The organism is Streptomyces spectabilis, from assembly GCF_008704795.1.
Taxonomy (GTDB): Bacteria; Actinomycetota; Actinomycetes; order Streptomycetales; family Streptomycetaceae; genus Streptomyces; species Streptomyces spectabilis.
This window is the reverse complement of sequence record NZ_CP023690.1, coordinates 9,168,472-9,185,550: the sequence shown is the minus strand read 5'-3', so window position 1 is coordinate 9,185,550 and position 17,079 is coordinate 9,168,472. Positions and strand designations below refer to the sequence as shown.

18 protein-coding genes are annotated in these 17,079 nt (G+C 72.3%); 7 read left to right on the top strand and 11 right to left on the bottom strand.

What is annotated here, in order from left to right:
• Positions 1-97 precede the first annotated feature (97 nt).
• The 3 genes from CP982_RS38940 to CP982_RS38930 form a co-directional block, all read right to left on the bottom strand.
• The gene (locus CP982_RS38940; protein WP_150514805.1) at positions 98-937 is read right to left on the bottom strand and encodes an endonuclease/exonuclease/phosphatase family protein; all 840 of its coding nucleotides are present in this window, start codon (positions 935-937) and stop codon (positions 98-100) included.
• A 170-nt stretch (positions 938-1,107) separates the two neighbouring features.
• Positions 1,108-1,599 (bottom strand): hypothetical protein, encoded by a 492-nt coding sequence (locus CP982_RS38935; RefSeq protein WP_150514804.1) that lies wholly within the window; start codon positions 1,597-1,599, stop codon positions 1,108-1,110.
• Between the two features lie 160 nt (positions 1,600-1,759).
• Positions 1,760-2,656: an ion transporter gene (locus tag CP982_RS38930; RefSeq protein ID WP_150514803.1), complete on the bottom strand. Its 897-nt coding sequence runs from the start codon at positions 2,654-2,656 to the stop codon at positions 1,760-1,762.
• Positions 2,657-2,800: 144 nt separating this feature from the next.
• Between CP982_RS38930 and CP982_RS38925 the strand changes: the two genes are divergently transcribed.
• Together CP982_RS38925 and CP982_RS38920 are read left to right on the top strand one after the other, a co-directional pair.
• Positions 2,801-3,835 (top strand): PucR family transcriptional regulator, encoded by a 1,035-nt coding sequence (locus CP982_RS38925; protein ID WP_150514802.1) that lies wholly within the window; start codon positions 2,801-2,803, stop codon positions 3,833-3,835.
• Between the two features lie 53 nt (positions 3,836-3,888).
• Positions 3,889-4,359 (top strand): GNAT family N-acetyltransferase, encoded by a 471-nt coding sequence (locus CP982_RS38920; protein WP_150514801.1) that lies wholly within the window; start codon positions 3,889-3,891, stop codon positions 4,357-4,359.
• Between the two features lie 62 nt (positions 4,360-4,421).
• Here CP982_RS38920 and CP982_RS38915 read toward each other — a convergent pair whose 3' ends face one another.
• Positions 4,422-4,826: an ATP-binding protein gene (locus CP982_RS38915; protein WP_150514800.1), complete on the bottom strand. Its 405-nt coding sequence runs from the start codon at positions 4,824-4,826 to the stop codon at positions 4,422-4,424.
• A 466-nt stretch (positions 4,827-5,292) separates the two neighbouring features.
• On the opposite strand from CP982_RS38915, the gene CP982_RS38910 reads away from it, so the two are divergent.
• From CP982_RS38910 to paaK, 4 genes are all read left to right on the top strand, one after another.
• Entirely contained in the window at positions 5,293-6,168 is an 876-nt protein-coding gene (locus CP982_RS38910) for a helix-turn-helix domain-containing protein (RefSeq protein WP_150514799.1), read from the top strand.
• 21 nt (positions 6,169-6,189) lie between these two features.
• Positions 6,190-6,402 (top strand): DUF397 domain-containing protein, encoded by a 213-nt coding sequence (locus tag CP982_RS38905; protein ID WP_051855528.1) that lies wholly within the window; start codon positions 6,190-6,192, stop codon positions 6,400-6,402.
• 124 nt (positions 6,403-6,526) lie between these two features.
• Positions 6,527-7,345, top strand: a complete 819-nt coding sequence (locus CP982_RS38900; protein WP_150514798.1) for an SAM-dependent methyltransferase — start codon at positions 6,527-6,529, stop codon at positions 7,343-7,345.
• 146 nt (positions 7,346-7,491) lie between these two features.
• The gene (gene paaK, locus CP982_RS38895) at positions 7,492-8,793 is read left to right on the top strand and encodes a phenylacetate--CoA ligase PaaK (RefSeq protein ID WP_150514797.1); all 1,302 of its coding nucleotides are present in this window, start codon (positions 7,492-7,494) and stop codon (positions 8,791-8,793) included.
• A 31-nt stretch (positions 8,794-8,824) separates the two neighbouring features.
• On the opposite strand, the gene CP982_RS38890 is transcribed toward paaK, so the two are convergent.
• Both CP982_RS38890 and CP982_RS38885 read right to left on the bottom strand, forming a co-directional pair.
• The gene (locus tag CP982_RS38890; protein ID WP_150514796.1) at positions 8,825-9,448 is read right to left on the bottom strand and encodes a DJ-1/PfpI family protein; all 624 of its coding nucleotides are present in this window, start codon (positions 9,446-9,448) and stop codon (positions 8,825-8,827) included.
• A 24-nt stretch (positions 9,449-9,472) separates the two neighbouring features.
• A complete protein-coding gene (locus tag CP982_RS38885; protein WP_150514795.1) occupies positions 9,473-10,990 on the bottom strand; it encodes an acyl-CoA synthetase in 1,518 nt (505 codons plus the stop codon).
• A gap of 85 nt (positions 10,991-11,075) precedes the next feature.
• On the opposite strand from CP982_RS38885, the gene CP982_RS38880 reads away from it, so the two are divergent.
• Positions 11,076-11,393: a YqfO family protein gene (locus CP982_RS38880; protein WP_150514794.1), complete on the top strand. Its 318-nt coding sequence runs from the start codon at positions 11,076-11,078 to the stop codon at positions 11,391-11,393.
• 40 nt (positions 11,394-11,433) lie between these two features.
• Here the strand turns inward: CP982_RS38880 and CP982_RS38875 are convergent, their stop codons facing one another.
• The 5 genes from CP982_RS38875 to CP982_RS38855 form a co-directional block, all read right to left on the bottom strand.
• Positions 11,434-12,099 carry a response regulator transcription factor gene (locus tag CP982_RS38875; RefSeq protein ID WP_150514793.1) on the bottom strand — a complete coding sequence of 222 codons (666 nt, stop codon included), beginning with the start codon at positions 12,097-12,099 and terminating at the stop codon, positions 11,434-11,436.
• Positions 12,096-13,202, bottom strand: coding sequence for a sensor histidine kinase (locus CP982_RS38870; protein WP_229879064.1), 1,107 nt, complete (start codon positions 13,200-13,202; stop codon positions 12,096-12,098). The genes CP982_RS38875 and CP982_RS38870 overlap by 4 nt, the downstream gene beginning before the upstream one ends.
• A 107-nt stretch (positions 13,203-13,309) precedes the next feature.
• Positions 13,310-13,834: a hypothetical protein gene (locus CP982_RS38865; protein ID WP_150514791.1), complete on the bottom strand. Its 525-nt coding sequence runs from the start codon at positions 13,832-13,834 to the stop codon at positions 13,310-13,312.
• A 147-nt stretch (positions 13,835-13,981) separates the two neighbouring features.
• Entirely contained in the window at positions 13,982-14,719 is a 738-nt protein-coding gene (locus CP982_RS38860) for a VOC family protein (protein WP_150514790.1), read from the bottom strand.
• Between the two features lie 79 nt (positions 14,720-14,798).
• Positions 14,799-17,057 (bottom strand): helix-turn-helix domain-containing protein, encoded by a 2,259-nt coding sequence (locus CP982_RS38855; protein ID WP_150514789.1) that lies wholly within the window; start codon positions 17,055-17,057, stop codon positions 14,799-14,801.
• Between the last annotated feature and the right edge of the window lie 22 nt (positions 17,058-17,079).

The window sequence follows — 17,079 nt, the reverse complement described above, 5'->3', positions numbered from 1 at the left end:
CGACCGCGCGCACGCCGGGGACGCGCGCTCCCCCGCACACGCGCCCGCTCCTCGCTTCCCGCGCTTCGGGCTTCGCGTTTCCGGTGGTGGGGGCGCTCTACGTCAGGTCGAGGTCGGTGCGCAGCAGGTCGTGGTCCGAGTGGGGGGTGGTCTCCACGCGATGCCTGAGCGGGGCAATGCCCCGCAGAAAGACGTAGTCGAACTTGCTGCGCCAGTCGGTGGTCGGCTCACAGGCGCCGACGAGCGAGGGGTGACACTGGGGGTCGGCGTCCGCGGCCAGGGCCCACATCCGGCGGAGCTCGGGAGCGTCCGGCACCGCGTTGAAGTCACCGAGGACGATCGCCCGGTCGTGCCGGGCGACCGCCGCGGCGAGCACCTCGGTCTGTCCCGCTCGGACCGCCTCCTGCCGGCGTTGCGCGAGGTGCGTGTTGAAGACCCGGACCGACTTGCCGCCCACCGTGGTGGTGACGGCCATGTACCCCCGGTCCTCGGACCCGCCGTCGGGGTACTCGACGTTCACCCGGTCCGTCATGGGCGCCGCCGAGAGGATCGCCTGGCCGAACGCTCCCGGACTCCATGGCCATCCCCCGCAGCGGCCCCGGTTGCGCAGGACCGACCCGTACTCCACGTGGTAGACGAGCCCGTAGAGGTTCCTCAGATGGTCCCGGATCCTCTCGACGTCCCGTACGCACGCTTCTTGCATGCCGATGACCTGGGGCGCGTACGCGGCGATCTCCGCCGCCCGGCCGACGTTGGTGTCGCCGCAGGGGTTGCAGATGTTCCACGTCATGACCCGGTTCGGCACGATGTCCTTGACCGCTTCGACGGGCTGCGACCTTCCGAAGAGGGCGCCGCCCGGCGTGCTGGGGCCGATCAGCGCCATGCAGGCCACGACCCCCGCGCCCGCGAACAACCGCGTGCCCCTTGCGAGCACCATCGCCTCCCGAATGGCTACACGTGACACCTGGCGTCTCCATGCACGAGGTTATGGGACGCGCCTGTGAGCGACACATGGGGAGTACCGGAACTCGTCAGCGATGTGCCTCGGGCCGCCGCTGGAGCCTCTCGTTCACCGCCGACCGCTCCGTCGGCCTCTCCGTCGGCCGCTCAGGAGCCGTCGCCCGGCGTCGGCGGGGTGATCCCGGAGGCCTGGGCCGTGGGCGACGGCGAGCAGGAGGCCGCATCGGTGGTGGAGTCGCCGCACGGCGGGGGCGGGGAGTCGGAGGGGCTGGCCGGAGGGCCGCTGCTGTCGGCGCCGCCGATGTCCCCGCTGGGATACACACCGATACCGCTGATGTCGCCTTCGTTGCCCGGGGCGACGGGTGGTGCGGGAACGTCCGGGATGTCGTCGCCGGCGTCACCGCCGCCACCGGCACCGCTCTCGCCACGGTCGGCACCGCTGCGGTCGTCGGCGCTCCGGCCGGGCTCGTGCCCGCCGGAGCCGCCCGGCTGGGCTCCGGTCAGTGAGGAGACGGGTCGGTCGGAACCGTCCGGCGGGTCCGACGGAGCCGCTCCTCCGCCGCCGCAGCCCACCGCGCCGCAGACCATGAGGGCCACCACGAGGCCCAGCGCGCCTCTGACATGTCGCCTTGTCCGCATCGGATCCCCCTGGACAGCCCGTGCCTACGCTGCCTTTCGCCAGGGTGCCACCGCCCCGCGCGGACCGCAGCACCGCGCGCGACCGGCGTAGGGAATCTGAGCACCTCGGCGGACGCGCCGGACTGCCGACGCCGTACGTCCGCCCCGTCGGCCCCTGCGGTCAGCGGCGGGCCCCGGGCAGGCGCTCCAGGCTCTCCTCCAGGTCGTCCAAGGCCCGGCGTGCGGTGGCGATGCGGGTGCGCAGCTCGTGCTCGGCGTCGTCGGTCGCATCGGCTGCATCGGCCGCGCTCGGCCGCCCACGCTCCCGGGCCTGCTGCTCCTCCATCGTCCGCGCCTCGTCGAGCGAGGTGATCACCACGCCGATCAGGACGTTGACCAGCACGAAGGAAGCGATCAGGACGTACGTGGCGTAGTAGACGAAGCTCCACCGGGAGATCTCCAGGCCCGCGCGGACCGCGTCGCCGAGGCCGTCGAGGGTCATCAGGAGGAACAGGGTGAGCACGGCGCGGCCGATGGAGCCGAAGTGTTCGGGGTCGTCGTCGGCGAAGAAGACCCACCCGACCATCGCGTACACGTACAGCACGAGCGCGCCGACGAGCAGGAAGCTGACCGTGCCGGGCAGGCTGCGGCCCACCGCCACGAGCACGATGCGGAGTTGGGGCAGGAACCGGGCGGTGCGCAGCACCCGGGCCAGGCGCAGCAGGCGCAGCACAGTGGTGTTCTCCCGCGCGAACGGCAGGAAGGCGCACAGGACCACGGCGAGGTCGAAGAGGTTCCACGGATCGCGGAAGAAGTCGCGGGGCCGGTCGGCGTGCGCGCCGATCCGCAGGAGGACCTCCGCGGTGAAGAGCACGAGGAAACAGTGCTCGACGACCTTCAGCTCCCCGTGCCATCGGTGCACGACGCCGGTGTACGTCTCCACGCCGAGGACGGCGGCGTTGGCGAGGATGAGGACGAAGACCGCCAGGCCGAACCAGCGGGCTTCGGTGAGGCCGCGGCAGCGCTCAGCCACCGCCTGTCTGCCGGGTGTTGAGCGTGTGAGCCCGTCGTACGTCATCGGGTATCGCACTGCCCCTCGCCGGAATTCCGTATGCCGCCCACCGGAAGTCGATCTTACGAGCTCCGGCTGCGCGGGGCGGTCGCGCCGGTCGGGAACGGCCTGGTCACGCCCTCCGCCGGGGGCGGCACCTATGCTCCTGTCATGGAGGCACTGGCCGCACGTCTTTCGCAGCTGGACGCGCACGTCGAGGGCGCGATCCGCGTCGTCATGTTCTACGACACGCTGATGCGGCGGCGGGTGGACCTTCCGGCGCTCGCCCGGGCGTCGGCCGGTCTGGCCGAGTGCGTGGCAGGCATCCGGCTGCACGGCACGGACCGGCCGATCCGCTTCTCGCCCGACGGGACGGAGGCGACCGCCCCGGCGCCGAACGCTTCCACCACGGCGCCGGTCACGCTCGACGAGGAGGAGATCGGCGCGGTGTGGCTGGAGCGCACCGGCCCGGCGGGCCCGCTCGACGAGGTGCTCCTCGACCGGCTCGCCATCGCCGCCGCGGCGGTGGTCGAGCGGTACGGCCCGGCCCGCACCACCATGGCCGACCCCGCCCTCGTCGAACTCGCCATCAGCGGCGACAGCGACGCGGCGGCCAGGGCCCGTGCGCTGCGCCTGCTGGGGTTCACCGCCGGGCTGCCGCTGCGCGTCGTGGCCGTGCGCTCGTCCGTTCCGCTCGACCGGATCAGCGCCCTGCTCTGCCCGAACCGCCCGGTGAAGGCGGCGCCTCTCGGCGATGTGGGGGTCGTGCTGGCCGGCGCCGTGGACATGGAGCGGTTCCCGGTGGGCGTCCGCGCGGGCATCGGCGCCGCCGACAGTCCCGAGCGGTCCTGGCGGGAGGCCCGTACGGCGCTGCGCTTCACCACCGGGAGCCAGCCGGTCGTCCGCTACGAAAGCCTGGGAGCGCTCGCGCTGCTCGCGCAGGTGCCGCGGGACAGCGCGCGCGGCAATGCCGACGTGGCCGCCATCGGGCGCGTCGCCGACACCCCCGAGGACCTGGAGACCCTGGACGCCTACTGCGCCACCGGCACCCTGCGCCGCGCCGCCGACCGGCTCCATCTGCACCACAGCAGCGTGGCCCGCCGGCTCGACCAGATCGGGAAGGCCCTGGACATCGAACTCACCACGCCCGCCGGGCTGATCCGCGCCACCCTCGCCCTCACCGCGTGGCGACTGCTCGACGACTGAGCCGCCCCGCACCCGGCTACGGCCTGCCCGGAAGCGACTGTGACACTGTCCGAATGATCATCAGACTCGCTACGGAGAACGACTTCCCGGGTTTCCTCGGCCTGGCGGCCCAGGTGGAGGACTGGTTCGGCCCGATGGTGGAGGAGCCCGGCTTCCACCGTGCCGTGAAGGAGCACATCGGGGCGTCCGCCGCGCTGGTCGCCGCCGCGCCCTCGGGTCCGGACCTCCTGGGCGGGCTCCTCTTCGGCGGGAGCGCCCCGACGCACCACGTCCACTGGCTCGTCGTCTCCGGCGAGGCGCGTGGCCAGGGCGTGGGGCAGGCCCTGATGGCGGAGGCCGAGCGCCGCTTCGGCCCCGGGCCCGCCACCATCGAGGTCATCACCTTCGGGGCCGATCACCCGGGCGCCGTCACCAGCGGCGCACGCGACTTCTACCTCCGTCTCGGCTTCACCCCGGGCGAGGCCGCCGAGCCGGGGCCCGAGGGCGGATCCCGGCAGGTGTTCAGGCGCGTCATGGCGCCGTGAGGGGCGACGTTCAGGCTCGCCCGACCGCGGTCGCGGGGCCCGTGACGACGCCGAAGCGCCCCTCACCCGCCCGTGCCTCCGAAGTCCGGTGACACCGGCGAAAGATCGGCCCACACGATCTGCCCGGCGCCGCCCGGAACGCGGGTGACGCCCCAGTCCTCGGCCAGCGCGTCCACCAGTGCGAGCCCGCGGCCGCTCTCCCTGTCGGGGTCCGGGGGGCGCTGCGCGGGGGCCGTCTCGCCCCTGGCCTGGTCCTCGACCTCGATGCGGAGCCGTTGACCGGCCACGCACAGGCGGCACACCACGTGGTCGCCGAAGGCGTGCGCGATCGCGTTGGTGACGAGTTCGGAGATGACGAGGACCGCGTCGTCGCCCACCTCCGGGGCGATGCCCCAGTCCGTCATCCGCTCGTGCACATGGGTGCGGGCCGCCCGTACGGAGGCGGCCGCCGCCGGTAAACGGAACACGGTCGACCGGTGCGCGGGCAGGGGCCCGGGCACGAGATCCGAAGGCGTGGAGTGGGTGGGGGAAACCACGTGGGTCGCCTTTCGCTCGCCGCCGCCTCACCGACGGTGTCCGTCACGCGCCACGGCGTGACGACGCGTGCGTGCTCGCCCTCCGCCCGCCGTCGGGCCGCCCGGGCGGTGGTGCCGGGGCGACACCACCGCGGGCGAGTCATGGCCGGGGCCCGGAAGGGCCCATTCCGTCATGACGTACTGCCAACTCCGGGATCACCACGGGACATTGGCGATCACCTGACAGCACATCCACTGTGGCATCTGTGAAGAGCGAACTGCAACCGCTGAGTTGAAATTTTCAATTCGTGACGCGCATCCTGCTCACATCGGCCGATGATCGTGACAGACTGCGATCGCGGCACCCACACGACGCATGGGGCCCGCGCAAGCGACGTACGAGCGGGGGGAGGTGGGCATGGCAGCGGAAACATCGTGGGGCGGAGCCCCCTCGGTCCTGCGCATGATCCTCGGCAAGCAGCTGGAGGGCCTGCGGACGCGCGCGGGCCTGACCTACGAGCAGGCGGGCGAGGCGATCGGCGTCAGCCATTCGACGATCCGGCGCCTCGAGGCCGCCAAGGTCGCGCGGCTGCGGCTCTCCGACGTCGAGAAGCTCCTGCGGACGTACGGCGTCGCCGACCAGCGCGAGATCGACACGTTCCTCCAGTCGGTCCGCGAGGCCAACAAGCGCGGCTGGTGGCACTCGTACCGCGACGTGATGCCCGACTGGTTCACCGCGTACCTCAGCCTGGAGCAGGCCGCCCACCACATCCGTGCCTACGAGTCACAGTTCGTCCACGGCCTGCTGCAGACGGAGGACTACGCCCGCGCCCTGCTGAGCGCGGGCAACCCGCACGCGTCGGCCGAGGTCACCGAGCGTCAGGTCGCCCTGCGCATGGAGCGCCAGGAACTCCTGAACCGCCCCTCTCCCCCGCATCTGTGGGTCGTGATGGACGAGACCGTGCTGCGCTGGCCGGTCGGCGGCAGCGCCGTGATGCGGGCGCAGATCGACCATCTGATCGCCGTGACCGCGCAGCCCCATGTGACGCTGCAGATCATGCCCTTCAGGAACGGCCCGCACCCGGCCATGCGGGCGGGAGCGTTCCACATCTTCCGGTTCAAGGCCCCCGAGCTGCCGGACATCGTCTACGTCAACGGCCTGGTCGGGGCCGTCTATGTCGACAAGGGCGACGACGTGGTGGTCTACCGCGAGGCCCTGGACCGGCTCGGCGCCCAGGCGGCGTCCGTCAGGAAGACCGAGGCCCTGCTCGGCTCGATTCGTAAGGAGCTGTGAGTGCACCCCATCCGCAACGGCATGCCTTCCCGGGAACTCGGCGCCCACGGCTGGCGCAAGCCCTGGAGCGACGACGCCGGAGGCGCCTGCCTGGAGGCGAAGAAGCTCGTCGACGGGCGCGTGGCGCTGCGCCAGTCGACTGACCCGACGGGGCCCGCGCTGATCCTCACCCCCCGTGAAGTGGCCCGCTTCCTCGCGAGCGTCAAGGCGGGCGACGCCGACTTCCTCTGCTAGTACGGCTCCGAGCGCTCCCGCGAAACGGTTCAGCACACAGCTCACCACAGCTCGACGCACAACCCAGCACACAACTGAGCACACAGCTCACGGCACAGCGAGATCACGACTGACAGGAGGGGCCGTGTCGCACGACGACGGATGGCCGGCCGAACGGATCGACACCGCGAGCGCCCACTCGGCGCGCATCTACGACTACATCCTCGGCGGCAAGGACTACTATCCAGCCGACAAGGAGGCGGGGGACGTGATGGCCCAGGAGTGGCCCGCCCTGCCCATCCACATGCGGGCCAACCGCGACTTCATGGACCGCGCCGTCACGTATCTGGCGCGGGAGGCGGGCATCCGGCAGTTCCTCGACATCGGGACCGGCATCCCGACCTCGCCGAACCTCCACGAGATCGCGCAGTCGGTCAACCCGGCGTCCCGGGTCGTGTACGTCGACAACGACCCCATCGTGCTCACCCTGTCCCAGGGCCTGCTCGCCAGCAGCACCGAGGGCATGACCTCGTACATCGAGGCCGACATGCTCGACCCGGACACGATCCTGAACGCCCCGGAGCTGCGCGAGACCCTGGACCTCGGCGAGCCCGTCGCCCTCACGATCATCGCGATCGTGCACTTCCTGCTCGACGAGCACGACGCCACCGGCATCGTGAAACGCCTCCTGGACCCGCTGCCGTCGGGCAGCTACCTCGCGATGTCCGTCGGCACCGCCGACTTCGCGCCGGAAGACGTGGCGCGGGTGGCGCGCGAGTACGCGGCGCGGGGCCTGCCCATGCGGCTGCGCACCCGGGCCGAGGCCGGACAGTTCTTCGAAGGCCTGGACCTGGTGGAGCCCGGGATCGTGCAGGTCCACAAGTGGCGCCCGGACGGCACGGAGGACGGAACGATCAGGGACGAGGACATCGCCATGTACGGCGCGGTCGCCCGCAAACCCTAGTTTCCCGCCGGGCGCCCCGCGCCCGCTGCTGCGGCCGAGGCAGGGGTACGAGACCCTTGCCACAAGCCATGAAACCTTGAATTACTGACCCCGAAACAAGATCGGCCGATAGCTCGGCCGCCCGGCTCGGACGGGGGTATCCGCCCATGGCGCGTACACCGGCACTCCTGGACGCCGCGGAGCGGCTCGGTCGTGAGGAGCTCGAAGCGCTGCAGCTCGAGCGCCTTCAGGACACCTTGCTGCACGCGTACGAGAACGTTCCCTTCTACCGGGCCGCGTTCGACGCGGTGGGGCTCAGCCCCGACGACTGCCATACGCTGGCCGACCTGGCCCGCTTCCCCTTCACCACGAAGGCGGACCTGCGCGCGAACTATCCCTTCGGGATGTTCGCCGTGGAGCAGTCGGAGCTGCGCCGTCTGCACGCCTCCAGCGGCACCACGGGGCGGCCCACCCTCGTCGGCTACACCGAGCAGGACCTGTCGATGTGGGCGGACGTCGTGGCCCGCTCGATCCGGGCGGCGGGCGGCCGGCCCGGGCACAAGGTCCATGTGGCCTACGGATACGGCCTGTTCACCGGCGGGCTCGGCGCGCACTACGGCGCCGAGCGGCTCGGCTGCACGGTGATCCCCGCGTCCGGCGGCATGACCACGCGCCAGGTGCAGCTGATCCTCGACCTGCGCCCCGAGATCATCATGGTGACGCCCTCGTACATGCTGACGCTCCTGGAGGAGTTCGAGCGGCAGGGCATCGATCCCCGTACGACGTCCCTCCAGGTCGGCATCTTCGGCGCGGAGCCGTGGACGGAGGAGATGCGGCGCGAGATCGAGGAGCGGTTCGCCATCGACGCCGTGGACATATACGGCCTCTCGGAGGTGATCGGCCCCGGGGTCGCGCAGGAGTGCGTCGAGACGAAGGACGGGCTGCACATCTGGGAGGACCACTTCTATCCGGAAGTGGTCGACCCGATCACCGGTGAGCTGCTGCCCGACGGCGAGCACGGTGAGCTGGTCTTCACCTCGCTCACCAAGGAGGCCATGCCCGTCATCCGCTACCGGACCCGGGACCTGACGCGGCTCCTTCCGGGCACGGCCCGCGTCTTCCGCCGCATGGAGAAGGTGGCGGGCCGCAGTGACGACATGGTCATCCTGCGCGGGGTGAACCTCTTCCCCACCCAGATCGAGGAGATCATCCTCCGCACGCCCGGCCTCGCCCCGCACTTCCAGCTCTGCCTCACCAGGGAGGGCCGTATGGACGCCCTCACGGTGCGCGTCGAATCCCGCGTGGACACACCGCGCGGGCGCCGCGTCACCGCTGCCCGCGAGGTCGAATCGGCGGTGAAGGACTCCATCGGCGTCTCGATCTCGGCGGAGGTCGTCGACCCCGAGTCGATCGAGCGCTCTGTGGGCAAGGTGAAGCGGATCGTGGACCTGCGGAACCTCAAGCCCTGACGCGGGGGCGGCCCGCGGGGGCCGCTCCCCGTCACAGCCCCGCCAGGAACGCGCCCACCGCCCCGGCGAACCCCTCCGGGTCGGTCTCGTGCACGGTGTGCCCGGTGTCCAGCTCCACCAACTGGACTCGCGCCCGCCGCCAGGCCATGTCCCCCGCCTGCCCGGCGTCGAGGACCCGGAAGCACAGGTCGAGGCCCGCGCCGGTGCTGGTGGCGACGTCACCGTGGGCCGCGTACAGCCTGTCCGGCTCCACGCGCACCTGGGAGAACTCGCGCCGCAGCTGTTCGGCGCGTCCCCAGTGCGTGGTGGCCGAGCGGCCGTCCAGCAGTCCGGTGCGGGCCAGTGCGAACACCCCGGAGCAGATCGTGACAAGGCGTGTTCCGCGCGCGTGCGCCCGCAGCAGCGCCTCGCGCACGGGGTCGGAGAGCGGTTCCTCCACCGGCAGCCAACCAGGGACGATCACGGAGTCCGCGCTGTCGAGCGCCGCGAGGCCCTGTGACACGGCCATCGCGTACCCGCCGTTGGTCGGCGCGGGGCCGGGCTCCTCCGTGCACGTCTCGAAGGCGTAGCGCCGCGGCGTGCCGAAGGTCTCGACGGCGCAGCCGAGTTCGAACACCGATGGGACCGGCCGCACCAGAGCCACCACGCGACGCATGGCAGGAAAGTACCCCACGACGCGTCAGTCGGGCTCAGGCGCCGAGAACCGGTCCCGCAGCTCCCGCTTGAGGATCTTGCCGCTGGCATTGCGGGGCAGTTCGTCCACGAACAGGACGCGTTTGGGGGCCTTGAAGGCGGCCAGCTTCTCGCGCGCGTGGGCGATGAGTTCGGCCTCGGTGACCCCTGACCGGTCACGCGCGGGGACCACGACGGCCGTCACGGCCTCGATCCAGCGGACGTCCGGCAGACCGATCACGGCCGTCTCGGCGACAGCGGGGTGGGTGTAGAGGGCCTCCTCGACCTGGCGTGAAGCGACCAGGACGCCACCGGAGTTGATGACGTCCTTCACGCGGTCGACGACGGTGAAGTAGCCCTCCGCGTCCCGCACGGCCAGGTCGCCGGAGCGGAACCAGCCGCCGCGGAACGCCGCTGCGGTCTCCTGCGGCTTGTCCCAGTAGCCGTCGCACAACTGCGGCGAGCGGTAGACGACTTCGCCCTGCGTCCCGTCGGGCACCTCCTTGCCGGAGGCGTCGACGACCCTCGCCTCCACGAAGAGGACCGGCCGCCCGCACGAGGCCATCCTCCCCTCGTGCTCGTCGGGCCCGAGGACCGTGGCGAGCGGGCCGATCTCGCTCTGCCCGAAGCAGTTGTAGAAGGCGAGCCCCGGCAGCCGCTCCCGCAGCCGCTCCAGGACCGGCACCGGCATGATCGAGGCCCCGTAGTACGCCTTGCGCAGCGCGCTCAGGTCGCGGCCTGCGAAGTCGGGGTGCTGGGAGAGCCCGATCCACACGGTGGGCGGCGCGAACAGGCTGTCGGCGCGCCCCGCCGCCACGAGGTCGAGGATCCGTCCCGCGTCGGGCCCGTCGAGGATCGTGTTCTCGGCCCCCACCGCCAGGTACGGCAGCAGGAACACGTGCATCTGCGCGGAGTGGTACAGCGGCAGCGAGTGCAACGGCCGGTCCGTCGCCTTGAGGTCCAGGGCATGCACCGCGCTCACGTACTCATGGACGAGGGCTCTGTGGCTCATCATCGCGCCCTTGGGATGGGCGGTCGTGCCGGAGGTGTACAGGAGCTGCACGAGGTCGTCGCCGCCCGGCTCCTGCCCGTCGTACGGCGCCGCGGCGGCGAGCCGGGTGAGCAGCGAGTCGGCCGTGTCGCGCAGGGGCAGCACACGCACGGTGTCCGGCAGCCGGGGCGCGAGGTCCGGGTCGGCGAGGACGAGGCCGCTGCCGGACTGGCCGATGATGTACGCCAGGTCGTCGCCGGTGAGGTTCTGGTTGACCGGCACGTGCACCAGGCCCGCCCTGGAGCAGGCCAGGAAGCCGATGAGGTAGGCGTCGGAGTTGTGCGCGTACGCCCCGACGCGGTCGCCCCTGTCGACCCCGCTCTCGCTGAGGACCCGCGCGGCCCGGGAGACGGCGTCGTCGAGCTCGGCGTACGTCCACACCCGCTCTGCGTACCGCAGCGCGACGCGCTCCGGCGAACGGCGCGCACTGCGCCGCAGGACTCCGTCGACTGTGCTGCTGCGGACACCGGTCATGGCGTGATCCTGGGGTGCGTCGAGGCGGGGGTCAAGGCGACGGGGGCACGAAGGAGGTACATGGCCACGCGCTATGGTCCTGATCATGGCGCGTCTGAAGATCGAGATATCCGTTCCGGAGACACATGTGAATGCGGTGGTCGAGGCTCTCCACTCGGCCGGAGCGGGGCGGGTCGGCGCGTACGCGCGCTGTTCCAGCGTGTGGAGGGTGACCGGCAACTGGCAGCCGCTGCCCGGCTCTCAGCCGTACGACGGCGAGGTGGGTGTCGTGCGGCACGGCGAGGAGTGCAGGGTCGAGTCGGTCTGCGACGTGGAACAGGCCCGCGCCGTCCAGCAGGCCGTGCGTGCCGCCCATCCCTACGAGGAAGCGGTGATCCACTTCCTGCCCCTGTACGAACCGTGAGCCGAGGTGCGGTGCACCGTTCGTGCGCGTCGGTGGCAGGTCAGGCCAGACCCGCCTCGATGGCGCGTCGTACGGCCTCGGCCCGGTCGCGGATCGCCGCCTTGGCGAACAGGTTGTTGATGTGGGTCTTGACGGTGGCCTCGCTGATGAAGAGCTTCTCGGCGATGCCCCGGTTGGGCAGGCCCTGGCCGATCAGGGCGAGCACCTCGCGTTCGCGGGGTGTGAGGTCGTCGGGCAGGGCCTTCACGGGCGCCGGGGCCGTGGTCCTGACGGTGGCGAGGAGTCGGTCCTGGACCTCGCGGTCGAGCACGGACTGCCCCGCGGCGGCGGCGCGGATGGCGCGGGTGATGTCCTGGCGCCCCGCGTTCTTGGTGAGGTAGCCGCGGGCTCCCGCGCCGAGGGCGCCGAGGATCGAGTCGTCGTCGGCGAAGGTGGTCAGCACGACCACCGCCACCTCAGGGTGTTCCTCGCCCAGGCGGCGGGTGGCCTCGATCCCGTCCATCCCGGGCATCCTCAGGTCCATCAGGACCACGTCCACCGGTCCGGCGGCAACGGCCGTCAGCACCTCGTTCCCGTTCGCGGCGGCCGCGACGACGTCGATGTCCTCGGACAGTCCGAGCACCGCGGCGAGCGGCTCCCGGACGGCGGCCTGGTCGTCGGCGACGACGACCCTCAACCGCTGCGGCTTCTCGGTCGGTTCGCTCATTCCGGGATCACTGCCTCCACCTGCCAGCCGCCTTGGTGCGGTCCTTCGGTGACCGGGCCCGCGGTGACCGTTCCGCCCAGCAGGGCGACGCGTTCGCGCATTCCGATCAGTCCCATTCCGCTGCCGACACCGGCGTTCACCCTACGGGTGGCGGGGCCGTTGCGGATCCTCAGCGCGGTCGACGAGGCGGCGTACGCCAGTTCCACGTCGACCTCCGCCCCGGGCGCGTGCCGAGCGGCGTTGGTCAGTGCCTCCTGGGCGATCCGCAGCAGGTTCTGGGTCACCCGGGCCGGAACCGCGCGGACGGTCCCGGTGACGGTGAGGACGTCGCGGTGGCCCGACGACGCGAGCATCGCGGTCAGGCTCTCCACCAGCGGCAGCGCGTCCTCGCGCAGGGCGTGCACGGTCCACTGCGCCTGTTTCAGGCTCTCTTTGACCAGGCCGTGGGCCTTGTTGTTGGCCTCACGGACCTTCTCCAGGTCGCCGGTGTCGAGCAGCGCGTCGGCCAGTTCCAACTGCATGTTGATCCCGGCCAGTGAGTGCGCGAGGACGTCGTGCACGTCCCGGGCGATCCGGCCGCGCTCGGTCAGTACGGCGGTCCGGGCCTCGGCACGGGCGGCCCGTTCGGCCGACTCCGCCGCTTCGATGGCCGCCCGTACGGCTTGGCGCTGGCTGCGGTTGACGATGCCGATCAGGACCGGGGCGCCGGTGGTGAGGCCGAGTGTCCAGGGCAGCAGGTGGTGCCCAGGACCGAGGTGGAAGTACAGGACGCCGCCGCAGAGGAGGCCGCAGGCCCCCGCCAGCACGAGGGCCTGTGCGGTCTTGAGGCGGTAGCCGATGTGACCGGCGAGGAAGAAGGCGAAGAGGTAGCTCGTGCCACTGCTGCTGACGCCCATCAAGGCGGCCGCGGCGACGATGCCGAGCGTGAGCCAGGTGAACACGAGGTGCTGGGGAAGCTTGTGCTCGGGCAGGCGCCGGGCCAGCAGCGCGGCGGAGTTGACCACGAAGAGGGCGGCGACGGCGAGGCCCCGGCCGCTGAGGCCCACGGGCCGGATCGTCAGGGCGCCGACGGCGATGACCGCGAGGGTCAGTGCCCATTGCACGCGCGGGTCCTGCCCCGGAACCGGCCGGGGACCCGCCCCCTGGTCCGGGGTGCTCCTGGGGGGCGGGGCGCTCTGGGGTGCGGACACGGGCAGAACATACTTCACGGTCAGGCCGTACGGTCGAGGGCGGGTGCGGGGCGGGTCGCCGCCCGGGACCGGCTCCGTATGAAGATCGTGGCCACCCGCGTCACCACCTCGGTGAGTGCCATCAGTACGAAGGCCGTCACCCAGGCCTGGTCGCTGGTGATGTGGTGGGCGACGCTGAAGCGGGCGACGTCGTCGGCGCCCCCGCCGTGCTCGACCCACGTCTGGAACCCCATCCGCGCGCCCATGCCCACGACCCACAGGACCGCCGACACCGCCCCCGCCTTGATCATGAGGTGTCCGTCGAGGCTCCGGATCCGGGTGTAGAAGCCGCCGGTGACGCCGAGCGCGGCGCCCACGCCCATCAGGACGGCGATGAGCGCCAGGTCGTTGCCCGCGGTGGGGATGGAGTCCAGGTACGAGTAGCCCACATAGGCCACGATCCCCAGGGGGATCAGGAAGGTCTTGTGGTCGAGTCGGTCTTCCCGCAGTTGCCGGAAGACGACGAGGATGAGCGCGATGTCGGTGATCCACTCGGTGGTCGTCATGCCCTTCAGACTGCTGCGGGAGGGCTCTCGGCACCTGGACCCACGGGTGGAACCGTGGGTGGAGTTCGGTTGCGCCTACGATCTCCACCCACGGGCCGAGCGGCCGCCACCCTCACGGGGCGAACGGCCGCCGCCCCACCACCCGACTCAGCGCGGGGCGAGGACGCAGAACTCGTTGCCCTCCGGGTCGGCGAGGATCGTCCACGGGACATCCCCCTGGCCCACGTCGAGGGGCGTGGCGCCGAGTGCCTGGAGCCTGGCCACCTCAGCCTCCCTGGCGTCACCGGAGTACGGCCGGAGGTCGAGGTGGACGCGGTTCCACACGGTCTTCGGGTCGGGCGAGCGGAAGAACTCCAGATACGGGCCGACGCCCTTGGCGGAGCGCAGCACCGCGCGGTCGTCGGTCACCTCGTGCACGGTCCAGTCCATCGCCTCGCCCCAGAACCGGGCCATGGCCCGCGCGTCGGCGCAGTCGACCACGACGGCCGCCATCGGCCCGGTGTCCCGGTAGATCTCCCGAGGTTCGAGGACGCAGAACTCGTTGCCCTCCGGGTCCGCGAGGACCACCCACGGGACGTCGCCCTGACCGACGTCGACGGGCGTCGCCCCGAGGCCCTTGAGGCGGGCGACCAGCTCCTCCTGGTGCGCCGCGGAGGTGGTGGCGAGGTCGACGTGCACACGGTTCTTCACCGTCTTGGACTCCGGCACGCCGATGACGTCGATGCACACGGCGGTGGGTCCGGGATACTCGAAGCCCTCGGGCTCGATGTTGGTCTCGACGCCCTTGTCGCCGGTGACGCTCCAGCCCAGGGCCTGCGCCCAGAACCGCCCGAGCGCGGAGTTGTCCCGAGCCTGCATGGAAATCTGTACGAGTCGTGTCGCCATGCCGCAGATCTTAGGCGTGTACGGATCAAGAAGCACCGAGGTATTCCGCGCACCCGCCGATCAGCCCCCCCGGCCGCCCTCAGCCGTCGTCGGCCTCCGGGTCCGGAGAGGGCGGCGTGGCCGCGCCGTCGGGGTCCAGGCCGTTCGGCCACCGGACCGGGACGTTCAACAGCCAGGCGTAGCCCATATCGGCGGCCTTCAGGGCCGCGCGTTCGGCGCCCGCGAGGTCGCCTTCCCGCTCGCGCATCCGGACGAGGCGGAACAGGGCGTGGGGATCGCCGTCCTCCGCGGCTCGCCGGTAGAGGAGTTCGGCGCCCGTGCTGTCGCCCTGTCGTTCGCGCAGGGCCGCGTCCGTGAGGGGCTGGAAGCCTTCGGCGTCCGCCGCGCTCCGGGCCAGGCGTTCGACGCGCTCGACGGCTCCCGCCCGCTCGTACGTCTGCGCCAGGCGGAACAGGGCGAGCGGATCCCCGGCTTCGGCGGCCTGCTCGTACAGCCGCTCGGCGCCGTCGCGGTCGCCCGCGCGCTCCGTCAGGGCGGCCTCCCGGTAGAGGACGGCGGTGCCTTGGACGACGTCGCCGCCCAAGTCGGCCGCGCGGCGGACCAGATGGTTCGCCCACTCCAGGCGAGCGCTCTTGAAGGCGACGGTGGAGAGGGCGAAGAGGTCCGGGGCCGGAAGGTGGTCGTAGGCGGCGTGCCAGAAGGAGGCGGGCGGGAACTGCGTGCGGCGCGTCCTGCGGCCCATCTGTGCGAGGTAGTCCGTGAGGCGCAACGTCAGGCCGCCAGGGGCATCTGCCCGCTGCCGCCCAGGGGCCTCGGTTCCGGGGTGGCTCCGTACCGGACTCAGCGGCGCCATGCGGCCGTGGACGGGCGCGGTGGCCTCGGCGACGGCGCGGTCGGCCCAGTCGCCGGACAGGCCGTCGTACTCGGCGTCCGACAGATAGCCGAGCGCGGCTTCGGTGAGGAAGGCGAGCGGCAGGGCGGGGCCCGTGCCACAGCGGCGGGCGTCGATCGCGGCGGCCAGGAGTGCGCGCGCGGGCGGGGTGGCCGTGGAGTAGCGGCGCAGCAGTTCCGGCGCGGCCGCGAGGAGCTGGGGGACGCGGCCGCCGCGGCTCCAGGCGAGTGCCTCGGAGAGGGGTGCGTCGCCGTGCCGGGCCAGGGCCCTGGCGGATGCGAGCGCGTCCTGGTCGAACGAGTCGGGGACGGCGATGAGGTGCCCGGCGAGGAGTTCGCGTACGCGGCGACGCGGGTCGGGCGCGCCGGGCGCGGGCGGATCGGTGAAGGCCCGCGCGTACTCGGGCCACAGGGTTCCCAGGACGAGGACGGGGCCGCGCTCGGGGCGCCCGAGCAGGTCGTGCAGCGCGGCGGCGAGCCGTTCGCCATGGCGGGGCCGGCCGAGGTAGTGCTGGCTCTCGTCGAGCCACACCACCGTGTGGGGCCGGACGTCCTCGATGCCGCGCAGCGCCGCCTCAGCACGGGTGGGATCGCACGGGTGCCACAGGTGCCAGCCCTTCGGCGCCAGCGACTTGACCGCTTCCCAGCAGGCCCGGGTCTTGCCCGTCGAGGAGGATCCCACGAGGACCGCGAGGCGGCTGTTCCCCTCGGCGGCGGCCGACACCACGCGGGCCAGGGCCCGGTCGTGCGCGCGCGGGACGTACCCCGAAAGCGCCGGTTCGGCGGCGGTGCCCGACAGGGGTGCCGCCGGGTGGACGTCCAGGTCGAACGGGCTCCACCGGCTGATCGGTCGTACGGCGGGCGGCGCGTCGTCCCGTGCGGCGGGCGGAGCGGCGGCCCGGAGCACCCCCTCGACGGCCGGTCCGCGCTCGGCTTCCGGCAGCGTGCCGATCAGGGCGTGCGCCACCTGGAGGGCCTGCGGCAGTGCGGGGTCGGGGCTGCGGAGCGCGCGCTCGATCGTGGACTTCCCGAGGGGGGTCCCGGCGGCCGCCAGGCGCCGGGCGATCTCGCGGAGGCTGAGTCCGGCCTCCTCCTGCAGCACCAGCAGGTGGTCGTGCAGGCCGCTCGGTCCGGCCGGCTCGCCGCTGGTCGTCGCCTGGTCCTCGGCGTACGCCTGGCGCAGGCGCAGCTCCAGCGCCTTCGTATCGTCCTCGGCCAGGCCCAGGAAGGAGGCGACGAGGCGCAGTTGGGCTTCGCTGACGAGGCGCTCGCCGTTGAACACCCGGGACAGCGACGCGGGGCTCAGCCCGGTGGCGAGGGCGAGGGAGCGCAGGGTGAGGCCGGACTCCGCGCGACGGCGCCGCAGTTCCGCGGCGAAGGAGCGGCGCGCGGGCGGCAGGTCCGGCCGCAGCGCGGCCATGGGACGTCCGGCGCGGCGGGACGTCATGCTGGATCACCACCCCTCAACT